The organism is Leclercia sp. LSNIH3, from assembly GCF_002935105.1.
In the GTDB taxonomy this organism is placed as follows: domain Bacteria; phylum Pseudomonadota; class Gammaproteobacteria; order Enterobacterales; family Enterobacteriaceae; genus Enterobacter; species Enterobacter adecarboxylatus.
This window is the reverse complement of record NZ_CP026387.1, coordinates 493894-510536: the sequence shown is the minus strand read 5'-3', so window position 1 is coordinate 510536 and position 16643 is coordinate 493894. Positions and strand designations below refer to the sequence as shown.

The window sequence follows — 16643 nt, the reverse complement described above, 5'->3', positions numbered from 1 at the left end:
TCCCGTTTTTATTATTAGTTTTCGAAGGGTTATCAAAATTTTATCAAAACAAGTTAACAAAATCATCTTCCGGTTCTAATAAAACTCAAGATAAACACAGCCTGCAATGTTACAGTATCAAGCGCTAACTTGTTGAATGGCGGCTCAATATTGTACTATGACCTCTAACTATTCGAACTTAATTACGGATTTATTTTCTAACAACTGGTTTACAGAAGGCCTTTTATGACTGACATAGTGCATTCGACAATAAAACCTTTGATTACTGAATTTTTACAACAACTAGCAACTCGCTACTGGACTCCTTTATATCATTACGTCAAAGATAACCCTCATTTGATTAATACCATGCCTGGTTTTCTTCTTAAGCATCAAAAAATAATAATATATGTTGGTCGAACTCATATTGCTATTGAGTACAATGACTCTGAACTTTTAGAGGAACTTCCAAGTGAATATCGGATAGAGGTTCAATATTTTGATTACTCTGTCAAAGAATGTAACTTATTTGAAATGATAATAGGTTTCGAGTATGATTCAACGGTTGATTTTAATTTTCATCTTCCGACATTCAGCGAAGATTTACTCCTTCCAACAAACAGAGGTTATGATAAATTAAGGGAGTTAGGATGGAATTTTAGCGCTCAAAGCAGTATTATGGGGTTTAATGTCCCAACGCCTACTGTTGATGAACGCAGTTTTACACGCATAATTAATGGTATGTTTTTTGATGCTGATGAGTCGGGTCTGAAAACCAGAAGAATTAAATGGATTGATTTCTTTCCAATTATATTTGATGGCGCTAACGATGATAAAGATAGTATAAGTTTTTCTCTAGATGGTATTGAGAATTTTGTGAAGATTGATGCACACTATTGTTATCCTCTTCCTGATGATTATAAATACAAACAATTACCAAAAATAAATAAATTTATTGAAAAGTGGGGTTGTGTTGAAACATCTGAGCCTGAGATAACATCTTTCTTATCAGAGTCTGAAAATGAATTTATATTGTCCATGAAATTCGGAGCAATAAGTATACACTCAGAACTTACATGTGAATGGCAAAGTGAGAATAGGCCATCCATTCGTCCGGATTTTTTTGTGGTTCAACCGAATGGATTCGCTGATATAGTGGAATTTAAACTGCCAACTATTGATAAAAAATTTGTAGTTGGGAAAGGCAATAGAGAAACATTTGGCTCTTGGTTAAACTCATATATATCACAAACTCGCGTTTATAGTACTTATTTTGATGATCCTAATAATAGGAAGTGGTTTGAAGATAAATATGGATTCAAAGTATTTAAACCTCGCAGATGGATAGTAGTTGGTCGGCGGCATGATTTTGAGTCAGATGTTTGGCGTGAAATAATGTCGGATTATAGAGATTTGGAAATATTAACCTTTGATGATCTGATTGACGGTACGGTCGCTCAATTTTATAAATAATTACATTGGAATGTTGGTTTGAAATTTTTAATATGTTTATTTGGTATGCGGGCAAAAGCCCGCATATTGTTAAACCTTATAGCTTAAATCTTTGGAGAGGTACATTAATCCAGTCTTTACCTCTATCATCATGGTAACGTGCGGTCTGATTTGGGGATTTGTGCCCAAGCAGTTTCTGTGTATCTATACCTTCTGCTTCATATAAGCGCTCAGCCAAGGAGCGTTGCTCATGAAATGTTGCAGGAGAGCCATCACCCCATTCAATATTAGCGTTATCTCGCGCCTTACTAAAATTCATCGTTAATGTGTTCGGTTTTACCTGTGCTCCTCGTTCTGCCATTGAGGTTGTGCGGAAGAAATGGATAAGGTACGGGCTCACTGCATAGTCGCGGCAACGTGCTACTACATCCCTCAAACTCCAATTAATTGCATTTAGTCTGAGGGAAAGAGGGATTGCCAGCTTGCTCCCCGTCTTCTCCTGAATAACATGAAGATGGTCGTCCCAAATATCGCTGAATTTCATATTCGAAATATCACCGAGGCGCTGGCCAGTAACGAGCGCCAAAAGCATCGCATTACCCATATATTGGTGCTGAGCGTCAGCAATCTCGAAAATCTTTTGCCATTCTTCAAGGTTAAGGCGTTGCCTGGTGACACGTCTGCGTGGCTGCTTTGTGGCCAAGGCTGGATTATAACCAAGTGGAACCTCGCCAAAGTGTTGAGCTTCTTTAAATACGTCGATTAATACAGAGCGGATGACCTGTGCCATTCTCGGCTGACCCTCTGATATATAAGACTCGAGAATCTCAGCAACGTCTCGAACGTCAACATTGGGAATAAGTTTCATTCCAACTTTTTCGCGGAGATGCGCGACCGGTTTAACTTTTTGCTATAAGTGTTCGGCCTGATATCGCCGTTCTCTAGCCTTTCATCTTGGATTTTCCAGTAACGGTCAAGCCAAGTACTGGTTGTTATTGCTTTCCCCTTGCTGGTGGCAATCTTGTCACTAATTGCCAGTATTTGCCTGGTTCGCTGCTCAGCGAGTCGTGCATTAGCTTCGATGGCAATCGCTGTTGCTTCAGCCTCGTCAGTACCGAGGCTGTAAAATTTACCAGTGAAAGGGTGCTTATATCGCCAATAGACTTTATTAACCTTTCGGCTAAATACGGGTAGAGGTTTGGGACTTTGACATTGTTCTTACGCGGACGAGCAGCCATCGTTCAGGATCCTTTGAAGTTTTTGTGAATCAGTTTTTTGGATATCAGGCTTTGCCAGTTCGCCAACGATTTCAGCATCCTCTCTTACTCTCCACAAACGTCCTTTCTTCATAGCTGGTGGGGAAAAGCATCTGGCCCGTGCTAACTGGGATTGGTCGTTAAAGGAGGCGAACGAGTGGATAAAAAGCCACGTTTCGACCTTCAAAGACATTTCGACAATTGAGGGGCAGGCCAGAACCTTCATGCTCTACAACCCGAACGGAGGTCTGTAATGGGGTTTCCTTCACCGGCAACAGACTCTGTCGAGCGGCGCCTAACGCCGGAGCTGATCTGCGGCGTTGGCATCAATACTCGCATAATAGAAACGTCATCCGGGTTTGCGGTGATCGAGCCGTGCACCAGACTGGTACAGAATCAGGTTCTGCTGATTTTGTCCGGCGGCCACACCCAGTTTGCAAGAGTCATGGGTCGGGCATTAATCACCGATGATGGTGAAACGATCGAGGGCGCCGCTGCGGAAGAAGTCGAGGTTATGGGGCGGGTGACGTACTTTATCAACAGCATGGACGCTGATGACCTTCCGGTGTAAGAAGCGGTGCGTAATAGGGGGCAAATTTGGGGGCAGATCTTAACTTAGGGGCACGTTTTGGGGCGGTAAAATGTCCAGCATGGTCCGATATTGTCCAATGTGGCAGGTGATTAACTCATTGATTTTATTTTATGTTCCTGTTTTAAATGTGGTCCGATTTTCTTCCGTGTAATTATCTTTTTTTTCTTCCAATTCTTTCAAGAAAAAAGAAAGTTAGCGCAATGAAATGCTGGGTATTACAGAAAATTTAAGATTAACGCCGCACTAATGCGGCGTTAATCTAATTTATTTTTTGAAAACTAAAAGGGTGATATCTGCATGTGTTAATATCTCATCCGGTTTTTTAAATTTTGCAGAAATAGCGTTGATACACTTCTCTACGCCGCCACATGCGGTGTTTTTATCAATAGCAATGAAATACTTGTCGCTATTCTTTTTTCCTGCATATTCGCTAGAGTACCAAGGTACCATCGTTTGATATCTTGGACTGTTAAGTACTACATCTCCTTCAGCGGATATGCTTATTGGAGCAATAGTTATCTCGCCATTGGATAGCCAAAATGATGTGATGCTCTTATTCCAGTAATCACCATAGCCAAACGCGAGATTATTTTGCCGCAGGAAGGATACATAGCTTCTTATATCTTTTTCCGACTCTTTGTATGAGGGCTTTTCGTAGTCATAGCTCAATAGACTAGAGACGACAAAGAAAAGACATACTACATAGGCAACGCGTCTCAGTTGAGTTTTTACCATCATTGAAAGGATAATAAAAAACAGCGGTGCCATATTCACAAAAAATCGTGGTACTCTTTGTAATGGATCTTGGTTGCTGATTATATAGGCAGCGGTTATTCCGGCAATAGATAGCATTGCTAATAATGAGAAATAACTTTTGATGTCATTATTTTTCAACAATGAGAAACAAAACACAAAAAACAGGCTTCCCATTAAAGCAAGCGAGACGAGATAAGACCATGCTTCTTTAACGAAGAAAATGTTAAACATTTCTCCAATTATTAAAGCTACCTGCTTAATATTTTCCAAAATAATTGCGAAATTCGCAATTATAAATGGTTGTGAATCGATCCCTAATAGCTTAGGAATAGTATGGTTGAAAGCAATTGCAAAAAGAACCGCCACCACAATAAAGTTTAGGGGCCTAGACTTGCGTTTAACTAAGAAAAAAAATTCAGTTAAAAGAATTGGTAACAGGAAGGTTGGTGCAACCCACATATCAGAAGAGCAAATGATTACGCCTACGATACCAGAAGCAAAACTCAGGCTTAATTTTTGCTTTTCGAAGTTAATGATAAAAAGATAAGTTAACAGAAGTCCATAAGCCACTGTAGAATAGTGAGCAAAGGGGTGCTGTACAGCCCCTTCTGTCCAAAATATATGTGGTAAAAATGTGAGTGGCAGGCATGCTATTGCTAAAGATGCGTTTTTATCAACTTTTTTAGCAATAATCGCAGATAATAATATAACGGCAATGACGAAAAGCGCAGTGCCTGCTATTAACATCAATGGGCCATTATTGCCAGTAATAAAATACATCAAAAAATAGACAGGATATAGAGTAAAGTACCAGTTGTCTGGAGTTGGTAACCAATCCTTTAACGCTGTAAAACCATGAAGTTTAAACTCCATCCATACTACAGGGGCATTAACGCCATCTGCATCGATACCGAAGTAAAGAAAGGAGAGATAGATTGATACCAGGCTGCATAACGTTATAAGCGTTATAAAATACTTGTCGCAGCTTTTTGTGTTAAATCTGAACATTTAATCGCCCTTATTTTTAATAATGTAACGAGGTCTTTTCTTTGCCTCTATATATATCCTTCCAACGTATTCTCCCAATATCCCAACGCCAATAAGTTGTATGCCGCCAAGAAAAAGAATAGAAATAAGCAGAGATGGATATCCTCGAACTGGGTTTCCAAAGACAATCGTATCTATAATCATCCATGATCCGTAGAGAAAGGAGAGGCTGGCAACCGCTAAACCTATATACGTCCACACGCGAAGTGGAAAGGTTGAAAAACTAGTGATACCTTCGAGCGCTAAATTCCAAAGTTTCCAGCCATTAAATTTGGTATTGCCCGCGACTCGCTCGGCGCGCATATACTCCACAACCTCGGTTCTTCCACCCACCCACGAAAGAACGCCCTTCATAAAAAGATTTCTCTCCGGGAGAAGCTTTATATTGTCAATAACTTGTTTACTCATCAATCTAAAGTCGCCGACATTTTCCTCTATTTTGGGGTTACTTATTTTATTATGAAGCTTATAAAACCATTCGGCTGTTTTTCTCTTCAAGCGGCCATCGGTAGAACGGTCTGAGCGCTTGCCCAGGACGACATCGGCCCCTGCCTGCCACTTTTCAATCATCAAAGGAATGGCTTCAATCGGATCCTGAAGGTCGACGTCGATAGGAATAATGGCATCACCGGTAGCATGGCCCAAGCCAGCAAAAAGAGCGGGTTCTTTGCCGAAGTTTCTAGTGAAAGACAGAGAAACAATCTGCGGATCAGAAACTGCAAGCGCGTTGATGATCGACTCGGTAGCATCTTTACTGCCGTCATTTATAAATACGATTTCTACATCGTATTTTTTCAATGGCTCGTATTCACGAACTGCTTTATAGAAAAGGGGTATTGCGTCTTCCTCATTGAAGACAGGAACTACCAGAGAAATTTTCATTTCGCATCCCTAAAGACAATGAATTTTGAATAGATAAAACCACCCACAAGGCTGATCGCGGAAAACACGATTAAAGTGACGATCGGAGCCATACCAGATTTATCAGCAGCCAAGCCAACCGCGGCGCTCAGTGTGCCCATGAACCCAACATATAGCATGTAGCGCAGCGTGGTAGTTGACGACTTAAATGTAAATCTGGCGTTAGCAAAAAAGCTAAATGAAACAGCGACAACGAACCCTGAAAAGTTCCCAAGGGCCTGGCTTGTTTGGAATACATAGAGGCATACTGCGAACACAATCCAATGGACGAGCGTGTTTATCACACCTATCGATACGTACTTAGCAAATAACTTTAACATTGTATAAGTCAGTGAATTCTAAGAGGAGTAGAAGTTTAGCAAACATCCCGTACTTGATCGACAGTAAAGATAAACGATGCTGTATATATATACAGCAATTTATGGAGTGCGGATCATGGGCAGGAAATACGAAATACCAGGCGCGTTTACATCAGCAATAAAGGAAGCGGCAAACGGCCGCAAAATAATTTCAACGCAGGACTTTGTGACCGAGCTCGCTAAGGTAAACTGGAACTAGTCTCTGCATGAGGCCAATCAGCGGATCGAGCATTACGTCACGATCCTCAAAGACAACTCGATCAATGAGGGCCAAGTCAGAACCTTCCTGCTCTACAACCCGAACGGAGGGTTGTGACATGGGCTTTTCTTCACCGGCAACGGACTAGGTCGAATGGCGCTTAACGTCGGAGCTGATCTGCGGCGTTGGCATCGACACTCGAATAATGGAAACGTCATCCGGGCTTGCGGTGATCGAGCCGGTCACACGACTGGTACAGGGGCAGGTTCTGCTGATCCTTAGTGGCGGGCAAACCCAATTTGCTCGGTTTCTGGGAAAAGCATTAATCACAGAGGACGGCGAGGCGATAGAAGGCGACGCAGCGGAAGAGGTAGAAGTAATGGGCAGGGTGACTTTCTTCATAAACAGCACAGACGCTAATGATAGGCCGGTGTAGAAAGAGTTCATAAAAAAGCCCGCATCAGCGGGCTTCTTATCACTCGGGAGCCGCGGCTCCTTTGCGTATCCTTTTTTGTCCCCTCACCGTCTGGTCGGTGTCCTGCTGAGACTGCTAACTTCCTGTTATTGCTGGTGATGTCCTATCACCGTCCAATCATGATTGGTGGAGCTGGCGGGAGTTGAACCCGCGGCCTCGAAACTTCGCCAGGATTAACGATGATCAAACCGGTCTGCATCTGTACGCATTCGAAATAAAGACATGATGGCCTTGCCTAAAAAGTCTAAGGTCCGCTATGAGCGAAAAGCGGGCATTAACGCCCAATTAAAGTGTGAAGCACGTATTCACCATACTCAATTTGAATACCTTAATCACTAAATTTGAACCAAACTGAAAATGCCAAGCGTGCTGAGCCATTCTTAAATTGTTTGTTATATTTCAAGCACGACGGAGTCAATAGACAACCTTGAGTTATCAGAAATATCCTCGACAAACTCAGCCCACGTACCTCTCTCGACTCTTCGACTGCAATAATGCGAAGTAGCCCTAATGAAGCCAATAGCGACGTCATACAAATCTTGGATAAATTCTTCTATAATAGCTTCGTTGTTGTCACCGTAGGATAAAAATATAGAGTCACGATAGTTCGCTTTACCACGGTATCTAAATGCCTGAATAAGGAAATTAACTTGTCCTTTTTCTAGTGCGTGATCGCGAACTTCGCGAGCAGCTTTCGTGCGAAAGTTGTCAACACTAAGAGCTTTGAAATCACGAGAAGTTCTCACCCTCTCTTCTGTTTCCCACTTTTTGTAGCCATGAGTCCCCTTTAGATAGGAAACCAGTGCACCATGAGCAGTTTCATTATCATAAGCTCTATCATTTAGGTCGAAACGGTTAGCACCTCTATATGCAGCAATCTCGGCATCAGCAGTGTTTGAAACTAAACTAGTTAGAAGAAGATTAAATGGATATGGGATAAGTTCTTTTTCCGCGATATCTGACTGCCAAACTTTTGCTGTGGCTGTATGTGTCTCTTGAATAGAACCAGAAGATGCTGCAACCATCGCGCTAGCGGAAAAATAGATACTGTAATACCAAGAAATAATAGCTGAACGACATATGTCATATTTATCTTCGACATCTTTATTCATACTTTTCAAAGATGACAGATTATGTAAGGCCATCATTGTGTTCTCAAACACAAGCGTATCAGCTTCACGATTGACAGGTCTACGTTGTACCCGAGCATATAAATCATTTAGTTTATCATCGGCACAAGCGCCACCGTTAACGACTTCGGCAAGGGCCCTCATCCAATTTACAGTCCCCTGAAACGCAAACCGGGGCTCTGCCTGATCACCGGCTTCAAATAGCCTGTCTAATAGCCACTTACTCATGATAAACCTTTGGTAATATGCGGTTATTCAGCGGAAAAATCTGTATCTAAACACGGACTTTTCCACGTTTGAAATTTAATGTGTGGAACACTACATCGCTTTTGTATAACTGACAACAGCTTATAGGTACAGCCGGGAATTGTATTTGTTATAAATACGGATTAATCCACCTAACAAGTGGTGGCGATACCTTGATCCGGACAAGATATTTTTGCAGTGCTACAACGTCTGCAATTGGCACAAAGCCGGCTTTGGCGGTTGAACCTGGTTCGCGAAATACAACCTAATAGCTAGATATTCTTTAGAGTTTTGACTGGCACAAGGGGTTTGAACCTCCGCCCCCGCAAGTCAGTTAACCCTGCATTGACTGAGAAAACGCAATCATCTTTGGGTGCAAGTTATTGAAAGAATTACATCACCAAAATATCCTTTTTTCTCATAATTGAAGGTAACTACTTAAAAGTAAGGGCGTAAGGGACGGTCTCGAAAGCCGGGTGTAATTTATTTTTTATCTAGATCATACATCAATGATATTTTAAAGTGACTTCATAAGAAAAGAAATAGCATTTAAAAAATAACTCGCAATTTACAAGTGATGGGGTTAGATAAAAATGAGAATGGTACGATCTCATTTTTATCATAAAGTAGTAAAGCTTTAAAAATTAGTAGTTTTATTATTTATTTTTAAAATGATTTACAATAAACCACGCCACTATTATTGGAATGAAAAGAAGAAATAATTCAACTGAAAAAAACCATACGCTGTACCAGTTTGGATAGAAATAAGTTATGGCACTTGAGATAAAACAAAAGCTTACATTAAGATTTAACAATATCATGCCAATAACTTTGGATAAACAGAAAAAATAATCAAAGCCTTGCTTTTTATCTAACCTTGCATCTTCGACGATGCAGTTACCCTCTTTATCTAAATGACATTCTGTTAAAATTATATTATGTAACGGATATGTAACCCATTCATTTCTAAATAATTTAATCGCACCCCATATGTTGAATATGTGGTAAACATTGCGCACATTAAAAATGCTATTAAGTAATCCCAAAGAATTACCCTGAAATATTACATTGGACGTATTAATGCTTGGTTTAGGTATTAATTTTTTTGATTTATTTGTAATTATATTTTGCATCCAAATGAATAAATTAACAGATCGCCGGTGAAGACATTTTAAATTAATTTTAGATAAGCCTAAGTTATTATCTTTTTTTGGGGAGAAATAGGCACGTCCCTCAGTTTTCGTTATGAATTTTTTATCGAGATATATTTTATTTACGGAGGTGGTTTTACAACAGTGATAAAGTATTTCTGGTTTTTTTCTAAAGAAACAAAGTAAATAGGCCGCGATCATTAAAAAAGGGTATGCCAAGAACATTGCAAAAAAAATTGCGAACCACATGTCCATGTCCAACTCCGTCTAAATTTTGGTTAAGTGTAATTTAAAAACTTGCCATCTTAAGGGCTTTAACTTCGTCTAAATTGAATTAAGACAAAGTGGAACGGTAGATTCTCCAAACCTCTAATCATTGTCAACGAAAACAATTGCTTAGTTAGGAACTTAATCAAAGCGATTTATGATGCAATATCTGTATTAATTCATTACATATCAATTATTTATGGAAATTCTAACGATATAGTGCTGCGTCACATGGAATGGTTCGAAGCCGCAGACCTGATCGTTAAAGGTATGGAAGGCGCGATTAACGCCAAAACCGTTACTTACGATTTCGAACGTCTGATGGAAGGCGCTAAGCTGCTGAAATGTTCAGAGTTTGGTGACGCGATCATCGCGAACATGTAATCCGGTTTCCGGGTTATGTACAAACGGGAGCCGGTTGGCTCCCGTTTTTTTTATTATTAACTGACCCTGACCCTGACCCTGACCCTGACCCTGACCCTGACCCTGACCCTGACCCTGACCCTGACCCTGACCCTGACCCTGACCCTGACCCTGACCCTGACCCTGACCCTGACCCTGACCCGCTGACCAACACAGGTCTTTATTGTTAGCCGTGAAAAATAAAAGATAACATTCGCTTTATTGAAGGAAGGGGATTAGGCTTCCCCTGTGGTGAATCCCCCTAAGCGGTGGGGCGACTAGTCAGAGCAGGTGAATGACGCGGCTCTGTGGTCTGGCGCAGAGTCACCGGGAGGCACCCGGCACCATGATTTCATCCAACCCGCTATTTTCCTGAGAACGATACAGGCTACCGTGACCGGAGCGGGCACGGGGCCAGATTTCGTCATCTGACAATGTCGTTTCGATGAGTTCAATGGGCACTCCCGCGTCATTGATCACCGCGACCGGGTAACCATCAATTGGCTCGTAAGGGCCCAGAATAATCTCTTCCCCTTCAATGGCCGCAGACAGGCTGTTTACCTTAAAAGCGACATGCGGTAAGGTTTTCAAAAAAGGGTGGAGGGGAGAGTCATGCGTGAAACGATGTCACTGAACCCTGAATTTACCCGGGTTGTCAGCGGTATACATTCCTGCTTTTTCACTGAATGAACCTTCAGGGGTTCCTTCCTGTAGCGGGATGCCGAAGTGATGAAACGCGTAGTGAATGCCTGCTTTCATAAGCAAAGATGTTTAATTGAATGCCGGGCAGCTGTCACCACCCGGCTTGGGTTACTACTGCAATTCCTTATCTTTTAGGTGTTCAACGTAAAAGTCATAACGGTCAAGGAACCACAGCCGGCAATCCTCATCCATGTTGCCGGTTATTGCATCCGTGCACAGATGTCGGCCGTGCAAATGCATCCGGGCAAAGCTACTGGCTAGAAAATCTAAATCCCGGGAAGACACGACACCCTTCTCACTGCCTAACTGCATACATTCCTCCTCTGTTAGTGAAACAAAAAGAAAAATGTGTCTGTTACAAGTATGGCTCAAAAAAAGCTCGGCGCTATCATTCCGCATTCAGAAAAATGCTCAAAATCAACACCAGATAGCTGTCCGGCCTGTAAGTGCATAGTCAACCGTGGCAGGAGGGCTATCCGCTGCCTTGTTATTGCGTCCGCTAAAGCCTCTGCAACTTTCAGGTAGCGAAATATAATCCCCTGCTTTAACAGATATTCTGCACACAAAGTTTTCCTTGTCCTGCGGGTATTTGTATTAAAGGAAGTTATCTTCTTAATTACCCCTGATTTACAGCTTTTATTACGCGATTACACATATTGACACGAATGTTGCCGATCGGTAATTATTACGTTAAGCAATAAGGTTATTCTTATTTATTGTTCGTTATTCCGGCCGTGCCATTTATCAAATCATTGTTATGTCGGGATAACCTGAGAAAAATCATGATCGGTGGGCCTTTTAATCTTTCTTACATAAAGGGCTCTTCAGACGATGAGGATTCTTCCTGGTCGACACGGTTGTCGCATTCTTCCTGCAATCATACTTTCTTTGCCCTTTGTCATTTCTGTGACCATGGCTCAGGCGAGGGCGTCTTCGTCTCCCTCGCACTCTATTTCTGACAACACCTCGCCGGGCGGTTTGTTTGCCGCGCTGCGGAGCACGATGCTCCATCATCCCGGTCTTGCCAGTCAGCAGGCGCTTGTGCGTTCCAAAGAGGCCAATGCCGACAGTGCCCGCGCGGCGCGTTTGCCCACGCTTGGGGCCAGCGCAGGGACGGGGCAAATTTCGGGTTACAATGATTCCACTTCGACCACCTTAAGCGTATCGCAACCGTTATGGGCTTTTGGGCGTATCGACAGCGCGATTGACTACGCCGACGATGACACCCTTGCTCAACAAGCCACGGCCTGGGCTACACGTCGTGAATTGCTGGAAGAGACCGCAGTGGCCTACGCGAATGTGCAGGGGGTTCGCGAGCGTCTTGCGGTTGCTGAATCGAACGTAAACAACCATCTGGCGTTGCAGGAGCAGATCCAGCGCCGCGCGCAGGGTGGACTGGCCTCTTCGGCTGATGTCAGCCTGGCGAAGGCCCGGTTGTTACAGGCGCGTTCCTCGCTCGAACAGGCCAAATCGGACCTGCTTACCGCCGAATCCACGCTGTTATCCCTGACTCAGGAGCCGATCGCAAGCGATCTACCGGTGCCTGGCAACATCCTCCAGCTACCTGCCGATCAGGCGATACAGGAACAAGTTCTTGCGCAGAGTGCGACCGTGCGTGCCCGCGAAGCGGGGGTTACGCTTGCCGAAACTGATGTAGAACGTCAGCGCACCTCATCGCTGCCGACCGTCTCCCTGCAAGCCTCCCGCAACGACTACTCAGGCATCCCCAACCAGAGAAATAACAATACGATCAATATTGTGGTGACCGGCACTATGGAAGGGCTGGGGCTGGTGAACCGTGGTCTTCAGAACGCGGCGCTGGAACGCGTGGAGTCCGCACGACAGGATCTGGCCCAACAACGCCACAGCGAAGACATTCAGACGCGCCAGTTGCTTGATCAGCGTGATGCTAACCAGACGTTGCTGGTGGGTTATGAGCAGTCTGTTGTCGAACTCAGCGACACGCTGGCATCGTTCCGTCGTCAGTACGAGTCGGGCTACAAAAGCTGGCTGGACGTTCTCAACGCTGTGCGCGAATTAACCGAACAACAACAAGCGCTGGTATCGGTACGATCGGCATGGCGGGTCGACAGCTTACGACTGGCCGCGCGCACGGGACGTATGGACGATACCTCGGGCGCCCTGCCCACGGGCACACCACTAGCTAACACCTCTGCGAGCCATCCCTGATGATACCTGTTCCTCTCTCTGAATTACTGGCCTTGCTGGACAAGCTACGCGCCCCGGTGAATAAAGCGGCATTAACGCAGGCGTATGCGCGAGCGCAGACCGCGACTCCGTTGACAGATCGTCCACAGGATCATGTGCGCAAGATATTGTCAGACGCGGGAATGAAAGATGTCCGGCTGGCATTGCTTCCCTGGCGGCGTTTTGATCCACGCCATCTACCGGCACTGATGTGGCACGAACAGACATGGTGGCTGGCCGAACGCTATAGCGAGGAAGGGAAAACCGATACCCTCACGCTAACCCGGGAAGGTGTCGAACCCCGAACGCTGACGGTAGACGACCTTGTGACCGGCGCGCCGGGTACGGCTACGGATGACGAAACGGCGGTGCTCTGGTTCAGCCTGGCTTCGCACGTCCAGTCAGAAAATCTCTCTGATAGCGAAAATCCGGCTATGCGCCTGGTCTGGCGAGAGCTGCTGCGCGACCGCCGCTGGGTGTCCCGGGTCGTCGCCGCCACGCTGCTGGTAAACATTCTGGCCATTCCCACCTCGCTCTTCGCCATGCAGGTTTACGATCGCGTGGTTCCCACGCTGGCCTGGGCAACACTGACCACGCTGGTTGTGGGGATGGTGCTGGTGGTGGGGCTGGACTGGCTACTCAAAACACTGCGTGCCCGCGTCATGGACAGCGTTGCCAGCAGTGTGGATAAACGGCTTTCCCAGCATGTCTATGAACACCTGCTGCACCTGCAACTCGACCAGCAGCCCGGCAGTCTGGGCACGCTGGCCGCTCAGGTGGGGGCGCTGGATTCGGTACGGCAGGTTGTCTCTGCCGGTCTGGTCTTCGGTATCGTGGATCTGCCGTTTGCACTGCTGTTTATCGGGCTTATTGGTTTGATCGGTGGGCCTGTAGGCTGGGTTTACCTCGGGATGTTACCTGTCGCCCTGGCGATTGGCCTGTTCACCCGTCTGCGCTTACGTCGTCTCACGCGCCAACAGATGCTTCGCAGCAATGAGCGTCTGGGCCTGTTAGTGGACAGTATTCGCGGGGCCGAGACGCTGCGCGCCAGTCATGCTGGCTGGCGTTTTGCACAAGACTGGCAGACGCTCAGTCATTCCATCTCTGGCTATAGCATTCAGCAAAAATCGCTCAGCCAGTTCTGCACTATCACCACCGGCAGCCTGGCAACACTGGCGTATGTCATGGGGATTGTTGTCGGGGTCTGGGGCGTCGAAGCCGGATATTTGACCACCGGCGGCATGGTAGCGTGCAGTATTCTGGGTGGCCGTGTCATCGGGCCGGTGAGTCAGGGTGTTCAGTACCTGATGCAGTGGCAGCAGGTCAGAGAAGCGCTGGATATGGTGAACAACCTCTTGCGTAAACCTACGGAGCGCCGTCCCGGGCAGACCCTGTTGTTACCCGATCGCCTGCCAGAACATATCAGTGTGGAAAAGCTGCGCTTCGCCTTTCCGCAGTCTCCGGTACAACAACTCAATATTCCCGCACTCCACTTTCATGCCGGTGAACGCGTCCTGCTGTTAGGACCCGTTGGCGGCGGTAAATCGACGTTGCTGAAGGTCCTGGCCGGGCTGTATCGCCCCGGTGAAGGCAGCGTCCGTCTGGGCGATGTCGATTTGTGGGAGATCGATCCCCAGTTGGTCAGTGCTCAGGTCGGCTATCTGCCACAAGCGGTGCAGCTCTTCAAAGGTACGCTGCGCAGCAATCTTATGCTCGCAGGTGCAGTCAGCGACACCACGCTGACGGACGTTACCCGCGATCTGGCGCTGGATCAGGTGGCTGCCAGTAATCCGCTGGGTATGGATATGGCTATCAGTGAAGGTGGCTCGGGTCTGTCTGGCGGTCAACGCCAGCTGGTAGGCCTGGCACGTGTGCTGATGGCACGTCCACGTATCTGGCTTCTGGATGAACCGACAGCCTCGCTTGATGGCGAAGCGGAGGCCCGTGTGTGGAAAGCATTACAAGCCAGGCTCCAGCCAGAAGATATCCTCATCGTCGCCACTCACCGTCCGATGGCGGCCATTAATTTTGCAACCCGTGTGCTGGTCGTGCAGGAAGGCACCATCGTACGAGATGGTACTCCAGACAAGTTGTTGCCAGGACTGATGGCGCGCGCCACCGGCTCGCGGCCCACCGTTGAGGTCATGAACGTAAAAACACGTATGCCAGAAGCATCAAATTCAGCAGGAGTTCTTAATGGCCGTTGAACTGTTTGACGACGAAGTCGCTGATGCTGCTCGCGTGCATCGGCTGGAAAACTACCACCGCAGCCGCATCTCCGCCGGGCTGATCTGGAGCAGCGTCGCACTGGTCCTGGGTTTCGTCATATGGGCGAGCTATTTTCGCATTGATGAAGTCGCACGGGCACACGGTGAAGTGATCGCCAGCAGTCGGGTGCAGATAATCCAGACCGTGGACGGGGGCGTACTCTCCGAGCTGCATGTCAAAGAGGGTGACCACGTTAAGGCGGGGCAGATTCTGGCTCGCCTCGATCCAACTCGCGTTGAAGCAGCGGCGGGTGAAGTGGACGCACGTATCATCGGTCTCAGGGCGCGTATTGCCCGACTTCGCGCAGAATCAACGGGGCAGTCAGCGCCAAGGTTCCCCTCCGATCCAGGCCCGGCCTTGCGCGAGCAGGCAGACATTGAGCGTGCACTTTTTCTGCAACGCCGTCAGAGCCTGCAGGAAGATATCACCGCGCTGCAAACCGCCGTGAATTTAGCCAGTCAGAAGCTCAACCTGGTCAACGAGCTGGAACGCTCTGGCGATGTGAGCACCAGTGAGCGGCTTAACGCGCAGCGCGATCTCAATGAAGCCCGTGCCCGCCTGCTGGGTCGCCGCAATAAGTTTTTGGACGACGCACGAGCCGATCTCACCAAGGCTGAAGATGACCTGGGCCAGACATTGCAACAGATGGCAGGCCGTCGCCAACAGGTACACGATACGGTCTTTACGGCCATGGGGCCTGGGATAGTCAAAAACGTCCGCGTCACCACGCTGGGCGGGGTATTACGTGCGGGTGATGAGATCATGCAGATCGTCCCGTCCGATGATGCCCTCATCATTGAGGCTAAGGTTCTGCCTGCTGATATTGCCCGTGTTCAGGTTGGACTCCCGGCCACCGTACGCCTTGACCCCTTCGATTACACCATTTATGGCGCCTTGCAGGGGGAGGTGATTTATGTCTCGGCCGACACCCTTAAGGAAAACACACCACGTGGCGAGGAGATCTACTACCGCGTCCATGTTCGTTTGAAAAGCCATGCTGAAGGTCAGTCAGACCGTCAGGAAGAAGGGCAGTTTGTGCGCAGTACGACAGGGCGTCAGCTCGACATCCTGCCGGGCATGACCTCTCAGCTCGATATCCGTACCGGTGATCGCACGTTGATGGACTTTTTACTTAAACCTTTGCGTAAAACACTCAGTGAATCATTCCAGGAGCGATGACACCGCAGGTGGTCGTTGCAACCCGATTTTCCTGTTCGCCCCAATTGGACATAA

At 46.5% G+C, this 16643-nt stretch carries 13 protein-coding genes and 2 pseudogenes; 7 read left to right on the top strand and 8 right to left on the bottom strand.

Going from position 1 to position 16643, the window contains the following annotated elements:
- Positions 1 to 225 precede the first annotated feature (225 nt).
- Positions 226 to 1452: a Shedu anti-phage system protein SduA domain-containing protein gene (locus C3F35_RS02525; RefSeq protein WP_103792904.1), complete on the top strand. Its 1227-nt coding sequence runs from the start codon at positions 226 to 228 to the stop codon at positions 1450 to 1452.
- A gap of 76 nt (positions 1453 to 1528) precedes the next feature.
- On the opposite strand, the pseudogene C3F35_RS02520 reads toward C3F35_RS02525, so the two are convergent.
- Positions 1529 to 2669, bottom strand: a pseudogene (locus tag C3F35_RS02520) (phage integrase Arm DNA-binding domain-containing protein).
- A complete protein-coding gene (locus tag C3F35_RS27020; RefSeq protein ID WP_233211658.1) occupies positions 2650 to 2913 on the bottom strand; it encodes an excisionase in 264 nt (87 codons plus the stop codon). Before C3F35_RS27020 ends, C3F35_RS02520 begins: the two are co-directional and overlap by 20 nt.
- A gap of 27 nt (positions 2914 to 2940) precedes the next feature.
- On the opposite strand from C3F35_RS27020, the gene C3F35_RS02505 reads away from it, so the two are divergent.
- Positions 2941 to 3258: a hypothetical protein gene (locus tag C3F35_RS02505; RefSeq protein WP_103792903.1), complete on the top strand. Its 318-nt coding sequence runs from the start codon at positions 2941 to 2943 to the stop codon at positions 3256 to 3258.
- Positions 3259 to 3543: 285 nt separating this feature from the next.
- Here the strand turns inward: C3F35_RS02505 and C3F35_RS02500 are convergent, their stop codons facing one another.
- From C3F35_RS02500 to C3F35_RS02490, 3 genes are read right to left on the bottom strand one after another with little or no spacing between them, the layout of a single operon-like run.
- Positions 3544 to 5043 (bottom strand): hypothetical protein, encoded by a 1500-nt coding sequence (locus tag C3F35_RS02500; protein ID WP_103792902.1) that lies wholly within the window; start codon positions 5041 to 5043, stop codon positions 3544 to 3546.
- Positions 5044 to 5964, bottom strand: a complete 921-nt coding sequence (locus C3F35_RS02495) for a glycosyltransferase family 2 protein (protein ID WP_103792901.1) — start codon at positions 5962 to 5964, stop codon at positions 5044 to 5046. It abuts the gene before it with no gap.
- Positions 5961 to 6323, bottom strand: coding sequence for a GtrA family protein (locus C3F35_RS02490; RefSeq protein ID WP_103792900.1), 363 nt, complete (start codon positions 6321 to 6323; stop codon positions 5961 to 5963). The genes C3F35_RS02495 and C3F35_RS02490 overlap by 4 nt, the downstream gene beginning before the upstream one ends.
- 410 nt (positions 6324 to 6733) lie before the next feature.
- On the opposite strand from C3F35_RS02490, the gene C3F35_RS27010 reads away from it, so the two are divergent.
- On the top strand, positions 6734 to 6997 hold the full coding sequence (locus tag C3F35_RS27010) for a hypothetical protein (protein ID WP_233211663.1): 264 nt from the start codon (positions 6734 to 6736) through the stop codon (positions 6995 to 6997).
- A 431-nt stretch (positions 6998 to 7428) separates the two neighbouring features.
- Here C3F35_RS27010 and C3F35_RS02475 read toward each other — a convergent pair whose 3' ends face one another.
- Positions 7429 to 8394: a hypothetical protein gene (locus C3F35_RS02475; RefSeq protein WP_103792899.1), complete on the bottom strand. Its 966-nt coding sequence runs from the start codon at positions 8392 to 8394 to the stop codon at positions 7429 to 7431.
- A gap of 1643 nt (positions 8395 to 10037) precedes the next feature.
- Between C3F35_RS02475 and C3F35_RS02465 the strand changes: the two are divergent.
- Positions 10038 to 10214: pseudogene (locus C3F35_RS02465) on the top strand (NADP-dependent isocitrate dehydrogenase); the annotation flags it as partial.
- Positions 10215 to 10556: 342 nt separating this feature from the next.
- On the opposite strand, the gene C3F35_RS27005 reads toward C3F35_RS02465, so the two are convergent.
- Positions 10557 to 10823 (bottom strand): VOC family protein, encoded by a 267-nt coding sequence (locus C3F35_RS27005; protein WP_233211657.1) that lies wholly within the window; start codon positions 10821 to 10823, stop codon positions 10557 to 10559.
- A 222-nt stretch (positions 10824 to 11045) separates the two neighbouring features.
- Positions 11046 to 11246 carry a hypothetical protein gene (locus tag C3F35_RS02450; RefSeq protein ID WP_032617657.1) on the bottom strand — a complete coding sequence of 67 codons (201 nt, stop codon included), beginning with the start codon at positions 11244 to 11246 and terminating at the stop codon, positions 11046 to 11048.
- A 690-nt stretch (positions 11247 to 11936) separates the two neighbouring features.
- On the opposite strand from C3F35_RS02450, the gene C3F35_RS02440 reads away from it, so the two are divergent.
- The 3 genes from C3F35_RS02440 to C3F35_RS02430 are packed head-to-tail and all read left to right on the top strand — an operon-like array spanning position 11937 to position 16589.
- Positions 11937 to 13124 carry a TolC family protein gene (locus C3F35_RS02440; RefSeq protein ID WP_158251933.1) on the top strand — a complete coding sequence of 396 codons (1188 nt, stop codon included), beginning with the start codon at positions 11937 to 11939 and terminating at the stop codon, positions 13122 to 13124.
- The gene (locus C3F35_RS02435) at positions 13124 to 15349 is read left to right on the top strand and encodes a peptidase domain-containing ABC transporter (protein ID WP_103792894.1); all 2226 of its coding nucleotides are present in this window, start codon (positions 13124 to 13126) and stop codon (positions 15347 to 15349) included. Before C3F35_RS02440 ends, C3F35_RS02435 begins: the two co-directional genes overlap by 1 nt.
- Positions 15339 to 16589, top strand: coding sequence for an HlyD family efflux transporter periplasmic adaptor subunit (locus tag C3F35_RS02430; protein ID WP_082697346.1), 1251 nt, complete (start codon positions 15339 to 15341; stop codon positions 16587 to 16589). Before C3F35_RS02435 ends, C3F35_RS02430 begins: the two co-directional genes overlap by 11 nt.
- The last annotated feature ends 54 nt before the right edge of the window (positions 16590 to 16643 follow it).

Excerpts from the sequence above, each read along its gene's own strand:
- C3F35_RS02525 (WP_103792904.1), top strand. The coding sequence starts at position 226 with ATGACTGACATAGTGCATTCGACAATAAAACCTTTGATTACTGAATTT.
- C3F35_RS27020 (WP_233211658.1), bottom strand. The coding sequence starts at position 2,913 with ATGAAGGTTCTGGCCTGCCCCTCAATTGTCGAAATGTCTTTGAAGGTC.
- C3F35_RS02505 (WP_103792903.1), top strand. The coding sequence starts at position 2,941 with ATGGGGTTTCCTTCACCGGCAACAGACTCTGTCGAGCGGCGCCTAACG.
- C3F35_RS02500 (WP_103792902.1), bottom strand. The coding sequence starts at position 5,043 with ATGTTCAGATTTAACACAAAAAGCTGCGACAAGTATTTTATAACGCTT.
- C3F35_RS02495 (WP_103792901.1), bottom strand. The coding sequence starts at position 5,964 with ATGAAAATTTCTCTGGTAGTTCCTGTCTTCAATGAGGAAGACGCAATA.
- C3F35_RS02490 (WP_103792900.1), bottom strand. The coding sequence starts at position 6,323 with ATGTTAAAGTTATTTGCTAAGTACGTATCGATAGGTGTGATAAACACG.
- C3F35_RS02475 (WP_103792899.1), bottom strand. The coding sequence starts at position 8,394 with ATGAGTAAGTGGCTATTAGACAGGCTATTTGAAGCCGGTGATCAGGCA.
- C3F35_RS02450 (WP_032617657.1), bottom strand. The coding sequence starts at position 11,246 with ATGCAGTTAGGCAGTGAGAAGGGTGTCGTGTCTTCCCGGGATTTAGAT.
- C3F35_RS02440 (WP_158251933.1), top strand. The coding sequence starts at position 11,937 with ATGCTCCATCATCCCGGTCTTGCCAGTCAGCAGGCGCTTGTGCGTTCC.
- C3F35_RS02435 (WP_103792894.1), top strand. The coding sequence starts at position 13,124 with ATGATACCTGTTCCTCTCTCTGAATTACTGGCCTTGCTGGACAAGCTA.
- C3F35_RS02430 (WP_082697346.1), top strand. The coding sequence starts at position 15,339 with ATGGCCGTTGAACTGTTTGACGACGAAGTCGCTGATGCTGCTCGCGTG.